Raw genomic sequence first — 12446 nt, forward strand, 5'->3', positions numbered from 1 at the left:
CCGAAGTGCAGCTGATTACCGTCCATCAGCGGCGAGTAGACGACGCGCGCTGCGCCGATCCAGCCGTCGTTGTCGAGGCTGGCGTCAATGGAGTGGGCCGCCCAAAGGCCGGCCTTCGCCCGGAAATCGCCTGCGCTATTCACATAGCCGAGGTTGATGCCGAGGCGGCGCGTGTTGATGAACGCGTCGTCAAATGCTGCACGCTCGACAAAGCTGCTGAAACGCGAGCTGGTGATCTGCTCCAGGCCGTTGTTGGTTTCCTGGTTGCCGATGTCGACGCTGAACGGCTTGCCGGCCGGCGCATAGCTCATGATACAGTCGCCAAAGCCGGTCGTGCCGTTGGCGAAGTCCATTTCGCACTTGTAGCCGAAGCCGCCCGGAATGGTGCCCTCGCCGCCAAGGCGGATACGGCGCGCGCGGGCGTTGAAGCCCAGGTTGCGGGTGATGACGGCATCGTCCGGGTTGGAAACGAAGCCAACGTCATACTGGACGCGGCCGCGGACCTTGAAGCTCCATCCGGCTTCCTTGTCTTCCAGTTGTGGCGTGCCCTTCCATACCGGCGTGACCTTGGCCTGAGCGGCCTGGATCTGGGCGATCGATTCCTGCAGCGCCTCGACCTGGGCCTGGAGCAATTCGATCTTCGCTTGCGCATCGTCGAGCGCCTGGGCCTCGGCGATGGCCGCGTCGGCGGTCGCGTCGGACGTATCGGGCTGCGCCTCGGTCTCTTGCGCCAAGGCGCCGCTGCTCATGAACATGGCGCTACCGGCGAGCAGTGCGCGAACCAAATGACTACGCTTCATCTTATTCCCTTTCCCCCCAACCCCGCTGCTTATTTTGCGGGGTGGTTGCGCGCCGTCACCGACGGCACGCATGTTCCTTGCGTGACTTGAATTTCGACTATTTCAGCTCGGCGAACTTGACTGGGGTCAGCGTCCGCGCTGCCTGCTGGGCCTTTGCCCGGACCGGTCCCGGAGCGGCCACCAGGCCGCCGCTGCGCATGTAGCCGTTGGGCCCGATCGCGCTTTCCTTCGTCATCTCGGCAACGAATGCGCGGATGGCGGGGATCGCCTTCACATGCGCATTCTTGACGTAGATGTAGAGCGGGCGAGCGCCCGGATACTGGAAGGCCGCGATGGTCTGGTAGGTCGGCTGGACGCCGTTGATCGAGACGCCCTTCAGCTTGGCGGTGTTCTCTTCCAGGAAGCTGTAGCCGAAGATCCCAAGGGTGTTCGGGTTGGCCGCGAGCTTCTGGACAATCAGATTGTCATTTTCGCCGGCTTCGATGAAGGCGCCGTCCTCGCGGACCGCGGTGCAGACCGCCTTATGCTTGTCGGCATTGGCCTTCTTCAATGCGACCATGCCGGGGTTGGTTTCGCAACCGGCGGTCATGATCAGTTCGCCAAAGGCATCGCGCGTGCCGCTCGTCGGCGGCGGACCATAGACGCGGATCGGGATGGCCGGCAGCTTGCCGTTCACATCCTTCCAGGTCTTCGCCTTGTTCGGCTTACCGAACGGCGTCTTGGCCAATGCCATGTAGATGTCCTTGGTCGTCACTCCGCTCAGTGGCGTCGCCTTGGCGGTCGCAAACGCGATGCCGTCGATGCCGATCTGGATTTCGGTGACGTCCTTGACGCCGTTGCCGGCGCATTGCTTGGCTTCCGACGCCTTCATCCGGCGCGACGCATTGGAGATGTCCGGGAAGCGCTCGCCAACGCCCGAGCAGAACAGCTTGAAACCGGCGCCGGTGCCTGTCGACTCGATGATCGGAGTGCCAAGCTTCGGATTGGCGCGAGCGACTCGCTCAGCCGCCATCTTGGCGAAGGGGTAGACGGTCGAGCTGCCGACAGCGCGGAGGCTGCGGGCGTCGGCCATCGCTGGGATGGAGAGCATCGTCGCCGCCGCGGCGGCATAGAGAGAAACTTTGGAGGTCATGGTTCACGTCCCTTTGGGCGGACAAACGGGGCCGCCGACAGGGATGGAACTAGCCACGCGTCGAGACGCGATGGTGACGCTCCTGTTACAGTCTTGTTACGCCGGAAAAAGGAAAAGGCGGCGGATTCTCACCCGCCGCCTTTCATTTTTCCCCGTTTACCGCGGTTCAGGCGGCAGGAGCGATTTCCTCGTCACCTTCCTCGGCGCGGGGCTTGCGGGCCCGGCGGCGCGGCTTCGGCGCTTCCTGTTGCTCTTCAGCCTCACCGACGCCGATCGCCGGCGGAAGGACGCCAAGCGGAATGCGCTCGTCGACCTGAGCTTCGGATTCCTCATCGTCGGCCTGGGCCGGCGCATTGGTCCGGTACTGGGGTCGATCACGGCGCTCAAAGCGATCGCGTCCACGGTCCCGATCACGACCGCGCTCGCGGTTGCCGCGCTGACGGTCCTCGACTTCGACTTCGTCGTCGCCCGAGTCCGCCTCGGCGGTCAGTTCCTCATCTCCGTCCGAATCCGACTCATATTCATCATCATCGCGGCGCGGGCGGCGTTGCGCCTGCTGTTCTTCGAACCGCGACCGATTCTCTTCCAGGACCCGGAAATAATGATCCGCATATTGCAGATAATATTCGGTCTGGACCCGATCGCCGGCCAGCTGCGCGTCGCGCGCCAGCGTCTTGTATTTTTCAAGGAGCTGCGCCGCATTGCCGCGCTGGCGGTTATCCTGGCGGTTGCCGGCATTGCCGGACATGCCCTGAGGGCGCGGTCCACCGCGGCCACGACGACGGCCGCCCTGACGATTATTGATCAACTGGTTGTTTCCCTGTCGCACTGGCGCCGGTCTAACCGGTCGCCTTGGTCTTCCCTTCAACGGAAGTGTTGCCCCTGACGCCAGTGGATCGGCCCGCGCCCCTACGAAGCGCAAGTCGACCTCCCTTTGCCGTCAACCGCTTGCTGGGCGGGAGCGCGGCGATTTCGTCGGGGGTCGGTGGCGGGGGTGCGTCATTTTCGTGAGAGCAGCCCCGTCCCTGCGGACTGATGTAATGGCCGATGTCGAAAAATCCAAGTGTTTTTACATTAGCCCTTGATACAGAGCGCGCGCGGTCTTCCGCCGAGATCGCGGACAAGCGTTGCGTTATGCCCTTCCTGCTCAAGCAGCCCGGCTACCGCATCCGCCTGGTCGAATCCGATCTCGATACCCGCAATCCCGCCGGGCGCCAGCAATCCGCCGATGACGGGCGCCAACCTGCGATAATCGTCCAGCCCATCGGGTCCGGCGAACAGCGCCTCGTGCGGCTCATATTCGAGCACGCCGGCCCCCGTTTCGGCACCCTCTGCCACATAAGGCGGATTGCACAGGATGAGGTCGAATTTCTCTTCGATTCCGTCCGCCCAATCGCCGATCCGAAACTCCGCACGGCGGTACATTCCGAGCCGCTCGGCGTTCCGGCGCCCATAGGCCAGGGCCGCTTCCGAGGCATCCACGCCAAGCCCGGTCGCTTTCGGCCATTCGTCGAGCGCGGCAAGCAACAGCGTCCCCGGGCCAGTCCCAAGGTCGAGGACGCGCCTTGGCCCCGCAGTTCCGGAAAAATATTCAACGGCGAATGCGATCAGCGTTTCGCTGTCCGGCCTCGGCACCAGCGCGCCCGGGCCAACCTCCAGGTCGATCGTCCAGAAGGCCCGGTGACCGGTAATGTAGGCGATCGGTTCGCCCTTTGCCCGGCGCTCGACGAACTCGACAAAACCCGCGGGCGCTTCGCCGCGAGGATCATCGAGGATCAGCCGGTCCCGACCGATGCCCAGCGCGGCGGCCATCAGCAGTTCGGCATCAAGCCTCGGCGTGTCGCTGGACTTGCTGAGCTGTTCGGTGGCCCGGCTCAGCGCTCTTGGGATGCTGGTCACGCCTCTTCGAGGCCGGCAAGCCGTTCGGCCTCGTCCTCCGCAACCAGTGCATTGACGAGCTCGTTCAGGCCCGGCCCCTCGAGGATCGCATCGAGCTTATGGAGCGTCAGGTTGATGCGATGGTCCGTCACCCGTCCTTGCGGGAAATTATAGGTGCGGATCCGCTCCGACCGGTCGCCGGAGCCGACCATCGACTTGCGCGCGCCGGCCCGTTCCGAAGCCAGCCGTTCGCGCTCCATTTCGAACAGCCTCGTGCGCAGCACCTTCAGCGCCTTGGCCTTGTTCTTGTGCTGCGACTTCTCGTCCTGCTGGATGACGACCAGCCCCGTCGGCAAGTGCGTAATCCGAACCGCGCTGTCGGTCGTGTTGACCGACTGGCCGCCCGGACCGGACGAGCGATAGACGTCGATCCGGAGATCCTTGTCGTCGATCTGGACGTCGACATCCTCCGCCTCGGGAAGCACCGCAACGGTCGCCGCCGAGGTGTGGATGCGCCCGCCGCTCTCGGTCACCGGCACGCGCTGGACGCGGTGGACGCCGCTTTCGAATTTCAGCTTGGCGAAGACTCCGGCGCCGCTGATCGAGGCAACTGCTTCCTTATATCCGCCGACATCCGCCGACGACGCATTGATCAGCTCGAACTTCCAGCCCTGCTCCTCGGCATAGCGCTGGTACATGCGCAGGAGGTCCCCGGCGAACAGCGCTGCTTCGTCGCCACCCGTACCGGCCCGGACTTCGAGCATCGCCGCACGCTCGTCGGCCGCATCCTTGGGCAGCAATTTGACTGCAAGCGCGCGCTCGGCTTCCGGCAGCTTGTCCTTGATCTCCTCGGCCTCGACCGCGGCCATTTCCTTGAGCTCGGGCTCGGCGCTGCTGTCGGCGGCGAGGCCGGTCAGCACTTCCAGCTCCGCGCGCAGGCGACGGACCTCGCGGGCGGCGGCCGCAACCGGCTCTATCTGCGCATATTCCTTGGACAGCCGGACAAAGTCGTCGGGTGCAAGATTGGGCGAGGCCATGGCCTCCGCCAGCTCATGCTTCTTCGTCTCGATCGAGACGATCCGGTCGAGCGAAATACTCTTCACGCCAGCAACGCCTCCACCCGGGGCACATCGTTCGATTTCACGCGCCGGGTTACCTCGCCATCTGCAGCGCCGAGGACGATGATTTCCCTGGCGCCCTTCTTCACGGCGCGGTCGAACCGCTTGCGAGGGCTACCCGAGGCGACGATTTCGACCGACAGGCCGGCTTTGCGGAGCCGGGTCGCGGCAGCCCAGGCGCTGTCCATCGCGACATCGTCCTCGACTACAATCGCGGCGTCGATCAATTCGATCGCCGGCGCATCGATCATCATCGCCAGCCGCTCGATACCCGCTGCCCAGCCGACCGCCGGCGTATGCGGCCCGCCCAATTGCTCGACCAGCCCGTCGTACCGGCCGCCGGCGATGACCGTCCCCTGCGCACCCAGCTGATCGGTGACGAATTCGAACGCGGTGTGGCGATAATAGTCGAGCCCGCGCACCAGATGCGGGTCCAGCTCATAGGCCACGCCCGCTGCGTCCAGGCCCTGGCGCACCTTCCCGAAGAAATCCTCGGCCTCGGCGGACGGGGTCATCACCGGCGCCGTTTCCACGAACTTCCGGTCGCGCGGATCCTTGCTGTCGAGGATCCGCAGCGGGTTCTTCTCCAGCCGCTCCTGGCTATCCTCGGACAGTTCGCCCCGATGTGCCGCGAAATGCTCGACAAGCTGCGACCGCCAACTGTCCCGGCTCTCCGCATCGCCCAAGGTGTTGAGCTTCAGCGTTACCGCGCCGATCCCAAGCTCGGCCAGAAGCTGCGAGCCCAGCGCAAGCAGTTCGACATCGGCTTGAGGCTCGGCCGCGCCGATGATCTCCGCATCGAGCTGATGGAATTGCCGGTAGCGCCCCTTTTGCGGGCGTTCGTAGCGAAAGGCGGCGCCATGCGTCGCGACCTTCAATGGCACGAACCGCTGCCAGCCCTCGCTGAGATAAGCGCGGCAAATTCCGGCGGTGAATTCCGGCCGCAAGGTGATCGAATCGCCCGACCGATCGTCGAACGAATACATTTCCTTCGATACGACATCGGTGGTCTCGCCCATCGTCCGGGCAAACACCTGGGTCGGTTCGATCAGCGGCACCTCGACCCGCTTGAAGCCATAGAGCCGGCGCACGCGATCGAAGGCAGCGACCACTTCATGAAAGCGGTCTGCCTCTTCGCCAAGCAGGCTTTGGGCGCCCCTAATGGGCTGCGGTGTCTCGATCTTCGCCATCTTTGTCCGGCGCGATAGCGGCAAGCAGGGCGTTCGCCAACTGCCGGCCCGGTCCGGCGGGAAACCGGACCGGGAAGCATTCGTCGATCAGCTCAGTCGCCCTTGATGTCCGGACGCTCACCGGCTTCCGGCGAAAGCCAGCGATAAACGCCTCCGCCGATCACCGCGCCGACGATCGGCGCGACCCAGAAAATCCACAGCTGCTGCAAGGCGAGGCCACCGACGACCAGCGCAGGGCCGGTGCTTCGCGCCGGATTGACCGAGGTATTGGTGACCGGGATCGAAATCAGGTGGATCAAGGTGAGGCCGAGGCCGATCGCTAGCGGTGCAAACCCGGCCGGGGCGCGACTATGCGTCGATCCCATGATGATCAGCAGGAAGAAGCAGGTCATCACGATCTCGATGAGGACGCCGGCGAACATCGAGTAGCCGCCGGGAGAGTGAGACTCGACGCCGTTCACCGCTAGCCCGTTGGGCTCGAGTATATAGCCCGGCTGTCCGCTGGCGATGACGTAGAGCGTATAGGCTGCCGCGATTGCGCCGACGACTTGGGCGATGACGTAGACCGGGATATCCTTCGCATCGAACCTGCCGCCTGCCCATAGGCCGACCGTAACGGCCGGATTAAGATGGCAGCCGCTGATATGACCGATGGCATAGGCCATGGTGACGACGGTCAGGCCGAACGCTAGCGAGACGCCGACGAGGCCAATGCCGACCTCCGGAAAGGCGGCGGCAAGTACCGCGCTTCCGCACCCGCCAAGCACCAGCCAGTAAGTACCGATCAGTTCCGCAACCGCCTTGTTAACAGTGCTGCTCATGGTCCCACTCCCAAATCTAAGGGCACTAGGTTCGCAGGGCGATCGGACCCTGAACACCGGGACAATTGCTGAGGGGTGGTCATCGCCGGTCATCGCCGCTAGAGGCGCCGCCATCATGAATATCGAACTGATTCCCGCTGGGTCTGACGCCCCGCACAGCGTCAACGTGCTTATCGAAGTCCCGATCGGCGGCGAGCCGGTCAAATATGAATTCGACAAGAAAAGCGGCGCGATGGTCGTCGATCGCATCCTGCATACGCCGATGCGCTATCCGACCAACTATGGCTTCATTCCGCAGACGCTATGCGACGACGGCGATCCGCTCGACTGCCTGGTGATGACCCGCTGGACCCTGCAGCCCGGCGTCGTGATCGCCTGCCGACCGGTTGGAGTCCTCTACCTGGAAGACGAGGCTGGCGGCGACGAGAAGATCCTGGCGGTGCCGGTCACCAAGATCTCGCCTTATTACAAGGACGTCGCGAACTACACCGACCTGCCGCCGATCGTGGTCGAGCAGATCGAGCATTTCTTCACCCACTATAAGGACCTGGAACCCGAGAAGTGGGTGCGCGTCGGAACCTGGGGCGATGCCGCGGCGGCTCGTCAGGTCGTGCTTGATTCCATCGCCAAGGCGAACGCCGGAAAAGTCCCGGCCTAACTCGACGGCGTTTGTGCCCGCCGCTGGAAGAAGCGGCGGGGTATGAACAGTTTCCGGAAGGTGATCCCGACCGTCCGCCCGATCGGCTCCAGCAGGTCGGGCTGGTAGCTTAGCGGCGTCAACCCCGCCTCATCCCGAACCTTGGGCCGGTTGTTGAAGATGTTGTTGACGTCGAATCGAACCGACGTGCCGCGGAAGAAGGGGTGCTTGGACACCAGGTCGAAATTCTCGCTGAGGTTCGCGAACAACCTCAGGTCCAGGTCGAAATAGGGCGAGAATTTGAGGTCACCCGACGAACTGTCGACTTCCGTCCCGCTCCGCCAATTGCCCTGAAGACGGGCACCATAGCCATTGTTGTAATAGCCCGTTTCGAACTGGACCTCGTGCCTTGGCCGGCCGCCGGTCTGGCCAATCGGTTCCCCATGTAGATAGTCCAGTTCAGGAACGCCGTCCGCGATCGTCACTTCGTCGACCAGGTTGAGCTGGTGGGTGAGCGAGAAAGTCAGGCGCCCGCCTTGGCGGCCGCCGCCGAAACGCCCGCCGCCGAACCCGCGGGGACCGCCTTCGCCGCCGCCCGGTCCAGCCCCTGATGGCGGACCGCCCTCGGAAGGCGGGGGCGGCTGGTCGCCCTGTCCGCCGCGTTGACCGGCGAATCGCTCGCGGAAAGCGGCCCTTGCCGCTTCGGACGGCGGGCGGCTGGTCAGCGGCTTGGTGAAGTCGAACCCCCAGCGGAAGGTGTCGCGACGCGATTCCTGGAAGTTCACGGGACGAAGGTCGACCGCGACCAGGGTGCCGCTCTCGTCCCGGACGAAGCGGTCGGGGAATGCAGCCTCCAGCGTTTCGCTGGCTCCCGAGACATTGCCCTGCGGATCGTCGATCGTCTGGCGGACATATTCGGCGCGCAAACGAAGGTCGGTTTCTTCGAACGGTTTCCAGTTGCCGCCGATCTTCAGCACGTTGCGGGTATCGGCCAGTAAATCCGGATTGCCGCCGGTGAAGGTCGTTATCAGAACTGTCTCGCCGGTCGAGAAGTCGAAGAAGCTGACGTTCGGCGTTTCAATCAGCGGATCGCCGAGCTGCTGAAGGCTCGGCGGACCTTCTTCGCGATTCCAGCTGACGGTGAGGTTGAGCCGTTCCGCCGGTGCCCAGCTTAGCCCCGCGCCCACGGTGGTGATCGTACCGAAATCGCTGAGATGCGTCGCCGACCCATTGAGATTCGCCGTCAGCCGACCGATCGACGAGCTTCGCTTGGTGACCGGCAGATCGATATTGGCGGCGCCAAGCAAGGCCGATCGGCTGAGGTCGGATTCGGTAAAGAAGCCGTCGGTGGTGGCTTCGCTGTCGATCCCCGTATTGCCGACACTCGCCCGGAAGGTCGCCGTCGCATCGCCCGCGGGAAGCGACAGCAGGGGTCCGGTCGCGGTCCCGTCCAGCGCCAACGAATAGCGGTTCGACCGGCTTCGATCGCGCGGAAGGAGGCCGAAGGAGCCAAGGTCGCCGAGCGGATCAAAGGTGGGATCGGTATCGAGCAACGACTGCGCATTGCCAAGGTCGGGGCCATTGTCGGTGTTGCTGACGCTATGGCTGTAATCTGCACTGCCGGTCGACGACCAGCGCCACTTGCCGCTGTCCCAGTTGAGCGCCGTACCCAGGCTTAGCGATTCCGTTTTGGAATCGCGCGTTAGGGCTCCCAGTTCGGGAAATGCGCGGAGGATCTCATCCCCGTCGTCATCGAGCGTCGCTGTCGGAACGCCGAAGCGCGACTTGCCCGTCGTCCGCTCCGCCTCGCCGTTGATGGTGGCGGAGACGTCGCCAAGGATCGTGCGGTTATGGGTGGCAGTAAGGCGCAAGTCGTTGCTGGACCCAACCAGTGTTCGGAATGGGCGTGGATCGACCGGCTCCGGCTGGCTTTCGACGGGTTGCAACGCGATGTCACGCTCGTCTTCGAACAGGGAGGAGTTTCCTTCCGCCCTGAAGCTGATCGAGGTCCGACTGCCGTCGGCGACGATCAGGCGGCCAGTCTCTACCCGGCCATTCAGATAACCGCCTTCGGTCGCGGCCTGGCCGCGTAGTTCGACATTGGTCGAGTTGAAGCGGCGGCGAAGGACGATGTTCACCACCCGCTGGTCGGCGGAATAGCCGTACTTCAGCGCGACTTCCTCGGGCAGGATCTCCATCCGCTCGATCGCCTCGGGCGGAAGATCGCGGATTTCCCGGAAGCCGGAAATGCGCCTCCCGTTTAGCAGCGTTATTGGGCGGCCGGACGAGCGGCCGCGAGCGCTACCGATCTGCGACGCGAGGGAATCCAATAGCTCGTTGATGCTCGTCGCGCCGGTTGCCCGAATATCGCGAGGATCCAGCACATTTTCGGGCGGGATGTCGCCGACCACTGAGCCGCGCGGCTTCTGACCCATGACGACGATGTCCTCGCCGCCATATTCGTCGATCGTTTCGTCCGAAGCTTGGCCGTTGGTCGCTTCGGGTTCTTCGACCGTTGCAGCAGGTCCGGCCGTTTCCTCGTTCGACGGGTTGGGTTGCGCTTCCTGGGCGGAAAGCGCCCCGGGTAGGAAAGCAAATGCGATGGCAGTTCCCGAAAGCAGGGTCAGGCGAGACATTATTGCGTACAACTCCGCAGCACCAAATTCGTGCCTTTGCCTGCAAATCGCGCCTGAATGGCATATTGCCAACCGGAAAACTCTTCGACCAACGGCCGGCTGGGCCCGGCAGTCGGCGGCTGCGCGGGCCGAGGCGGGAAGCCTCCCCGGCCCGCTAGCTGCCCCTCGACAGCTCCCTCGTTACTCGTCGTTCAAATCCCGTCCGCGATTGGGATTACATGCAAACCCCGGGATCGGAACGAACGGCACGTCCGCATTGGGATCCAACGTGCTTGGATCCAAAGGGGTCAGCCGCACATTTTGACCGTATGATTGGGTCTTGAAGCCTGGATCGCGTGGATCTCCATCAAGGTCGTTCTGGCCAGAGAAAGCGCATTCCGACCGCCCATTGATCGTTATCGACTTGCCGTTGCCGGTGACTTCGCCGGCCTGGGCCGGATAGGCGATCGCCACCAGCGCGGTCGCAAGGGCGAGCTTCTTGAAGGTCTGCATGGATTGCTCCTGTAGATTGCGTCTGGAGCCCCCCAACGGGACGGGAGGGCGGCTCCTGTCCATTGTCGCGAGACCATGCGGCCAGGCGCCATGACCTTGGACTGACCAAATGCCGATTTTTTGCCGATGATTTCAACGGGGCCACTTCAGCGGCGGCGATAATCCGGCAGCTTCCCGGTCGAGCGCCAATATTGTTCGATCCCGATTCCCTCGAGGATTCGTCCGAACCTGACCTCGTTCCAGAGCGTCCGCGCCTGGGGCTGGAACAGCGGATGCGCGGCACCGCCGCTCGGATCGGCGGGCCTCTTCGAACCCCAGCTTCCAACACCGAGATAACATCCCTCAAGAACGTCGAGTGCGGTTTCCCGATCGCCTAGCATCGCGATCTGGAAGGCCTGCGGAACGGGAACATGGTCCTGCCTCGCATATTGCACCAGCCCCGCCAGCGCCTTGCCCACATCGTCCGGCGCCCTGCTGATTAGGGACGTGATAAACAGGCGCCAGCGCCTGAGTTGGTCGTCCGTCGTGCCGGCGGGCCGGACTGCCACGTCATTCAGGACCGCCAGCGCGGCTTGGGGCCGGCCGGTCATCGCCAGGAGCTTGATCTTGGTCTGCCAGATGGCGCTGTGCATCGACCAGCGGAGCGCATCGTCGATTTCATGTTCTGCGTCGCTGATGTGGCCCGCACTCCATAGAGCGACGGTAAGCTTGTACCGTATCATTGGCGAATGGGCGTTCCGGTCCTTGGCGGCTTGAAGCGCAACGATGGCATCTTTCCACCGGCCAACGTCCATCAGAAGGGTGCCAAGCAGGTAGTGGCCGACCGGATGCTTCGGATATTGCCTTGCGAGGTCGCGGTAGACTGGCTCCATGTCGGACCAACGTCCGAAATAACCTCCGCCGAGCCGCCGAGCGAATGCGGCATCGGCATTGCCTGGATCGTAACGGTCGGCCTGGCGAATGGCTTCCTGCATCCGGTCCGCATAGCCGGCGACCTCCGCGGGGTCGGCATCGACGCCCAATGCTCCGCGATAGGCAAAGGCAAGCGCGCCCCAGGCTTCGCCAAAGTCGGGCGCTATCCGGACCGCCTCGCGCAAATAGGCGATAACCTGCCGATTTTCGGCATCGGTTGATGAAATGCGAAGCCCAAGCGCGCGCTGATAAAGTTCTTCTGCCTGCGGTGGCCTCCGGTTGGAACCGAACATTTGCCAGGCCAATGTGCCGCCCGCTGCGACAACGGCGCCTGCCCCCACCAGCGACCCCATCAGCTTGCGGCGGCTAGCCCTGACGGGCCCGCCAGCCGGAACGCCATGGGCCGGGGCATCGCCATCTGCATGAAGCCGGTAGCCGACCTTGGTGATGGTCTCGACCGAAAAGCTATCTTGTCCGATCTCCGCAGCGATGTGCCGGATCCGCGAAAGCACCCGGTTGATCGCATCGTCGCCGACCACCCGGCCGTCCCAGCAGCGAGCGATCAGTTCTTCTCGCGTGACGATTGTTCCGGCCCGGAAAAGGGCCACCAGTACCTGCATGACGCGAGGTTCGATCGTCTCGCTGCGGCTCCCCGATTTCAGCTGCCGGGTCGCGGGCTCGACATCGAGGATGCCAAGGTGAAACGGCGGCTCGTGAGCAAGCTCGACCCTGCCCGGTACAGCCAGACCATCATGACCGATCGCCCCCAATTGGCGCTCCAGTCTGTTTCACCCGCCTCGACTATGCATGAAGAGGCGCGCCTGTCCATG

11 protein-coding genes (1 of these 11 cut by a window edge) are annotated in these 12446 nt (G+C 63.8%); 1 reads left to right on the forward strand and 10 read right to left on the reverse strand.

Translation table 11 applies throughout. The features are described from left to right. From LZ496_RS07900 to aqpZ, 7 genes are all read right to left on the reverse strand, one after another. Window positions 1-800 carry the 5' portion of a porin gene (locus LZ496_RS07900; RefSeq protein WP_249904093.1) on the reverse strand. The gene continues 793 nt to the left of window position 1, outside the view, so the window shows 800 of its 1593 coding nt (coding positions 1-800); the start codon lies at window positions 798-800; the stop codon falls past the left edge of the window. A 97-nt stretch (window positions 801-897) separates the two neighbouring features. Beyond that, window positions 898-1932 carry a substrate-binding domain-containing protein gene (locus tag LZ496_RS07905; RefSeq protein ID WP_249904094.1) on the reverse strand — a complete coding sequence of 345 codons (1035 nt, stop codon included), beginning with the start codon at window positions 1930-1932 and terminating at the stop codon, window positions 898-900. A 166-nt stretch (window positions 1933-2098) separates the two neighbouring features. Then, on the reverse strand, window positions 2099-2740 hold the full coding sequence (locus tag LZ496_RS07910) for a DUF4167 domain-containing protein (RefSeq protein ID WP_249904095.1): 642 nt from the start codon (window positions 2738-2740) through the stop codon (window positions 2099-2101). A gap of 266 nt (window positions 2741-3006) precedes the next feature. Then, entirely contained in the window at window positions 3007-3831 is an 825-nt protein-coding gene (prmC, locus tag LZ496_RS07915; protein WP_249904096.1) for a peptide chain release factor N(5)-glutamine methyltransferase, read from the reverse strand. After that, the gene (gene prfA, locus LZ496_RS07920; RefSeq protein WP_249904097.1) at window positions 3828-4913 is read right to left on the reverse strand and encodes a peptide chain release factor 1; all 1086 of its coding nucleotides are present in this window, start codon (window positions 4911-4913) and stop codon (window positions 3828-3830) included. The genes prmC and prfA overlap by 4 nt, the downstream gene beginning before the upstream one ends. Continuing rightward, a complete protein-coding gene (hisS, locus tag LZ496_RS07925) occupies window positions 4910-6118 on the reverse strand; it encodes a histidine--tRNA ligase (protein ID WP_249904098.1) in 1209 nt (402 codons plus the stop codon). Before hisS ends, prfA begins: the two co-directional genes overlap by 4 nt. 92 nt (window positions 6119-6210) lie before the next feature. After that, window positions 6211-6939: an aquaporin Z gene (gene aqpZ, locus LZ496_RS07930; protein ID WP_249904099.1), complete on the reverse strand. Its 729-nt coding sequence runs from the start codon at window positions 6937-6939 to the stop codon at window positions 6211-6213. A 115-nt stretch (window positions 6940-7054) separates the two neighbouring features. On the opposite strand from aqpZ, the gene ppa reads away from it, so the two are divergent. Beyond that, window positions 7055-7597 (forward strand): inorganic diphosphatase, encoded by a 543-nt coding sequence (gene ppa, locus LZ496_RS07935; RefSeq protein WP_249904100.1) that lies wholly within the window; start codon window positions 7055-7057, stop codon window positions 7595-7597. Here ppa and LZ496_RS07940 read toward each other — a convergent pair. From LZ496_RS07940 to LZ496_RS07950, 3 genes are all read right to left on the reverse strand, one after another. Beyond that, window positions 7594-10212 carry a TonB-dependent receptor gene (locus LZ496_RS07940; RefSeq protein WP_249904101.1) on the reverse strand — a complete coding sequence of 873 codons (2619 nt, stop codon included), beginning with the start codon at window positions 10210-10212 and terminating at the stop codon, window positions 7594-7596. The two genes, ppa and LZ496_RS07940, sit on opposite strands and share 4 nt — an antisense overlap. Before the next feature lie 180 nt (window positions 10213-10392). Further along, window positions 10393-10704 carry a hypothetical protein gene (locus LZ496_RS07945; protein ID WP_249904102.1) on the reverse strand — a complete coding sequence of 104 codons (312 nt, stop codon included), beginning with the start codon at window positions 10702-10704 and terminating at the stop codon, window positions 10393-10395. Window positions 10705-10850: 146 nt separating this feature from the next. Next, on the reverse strand, window positions 10851-12386 hold the full coding sequence (locus LZ496_RS07950) for a winged helix-turn-helix domain-containing protein (RefSeq protein WP_249904103.1): 1536 nt from the start codon (window positions 12384-12386) through the stop codon (window positions 10851-10853). Between the last annotated feature and the right edge of the window lie 60 nt (window positions 12387-12446).

This window comes from Sphingomonas caseinilytica (genome assembly GCF_023516455.1).
Lineage (GTDB): Bacteria > Pseudomonadota > Alphaproteobacteria > Sphingomonadales > Sphingomonadaceae > Sphingomicrobium > Sphingomicrobium caseinilyticum.

Coding starts and splice junctions, on each gene's coding strand:
- LZ496_RS07905 (WP_249904094.1), bottom strand. CDS start 1,932: ATGACCTCCAAAGTTTCTCTCTATGCCGCCGCGGCGGCGACGATGCTC.
- hisS (WP_249904098.1), bottom strand. CDS start 6,118: ATGGCGAAGATCGAGACACCGCAGCCCATTAGGGGCGCCCAAAGCCTG.
- aqpZ (WP_249904099.1), bottom strand. CDS start 6,939: ATGAGCAGCACTGTTAACAAGGCGGTTGCGGAACTGATCGGTACTTAC.
- ppa (WP_249904100.1), top strand. CDS start 7,055: ATGAATATCGAACTGATTCCCGCTGGGTCTGACGCCCCGCACAGCGTC.
- LZ496_RS07940 (WP_249904101.1), bottom strand. CDS start 10,212: ATGTCTCGCCTGACCCTGCTTTCGGGAACTGCCATCGCATTTGCTTTC.
- LZ496_RS07945 (WP_249904102.1), bottom strand. CDS start 10,704: ATGCAGACCTTCAAGAAGCTCGCCCTTGCGACCGCGCTGGTGGCGATC.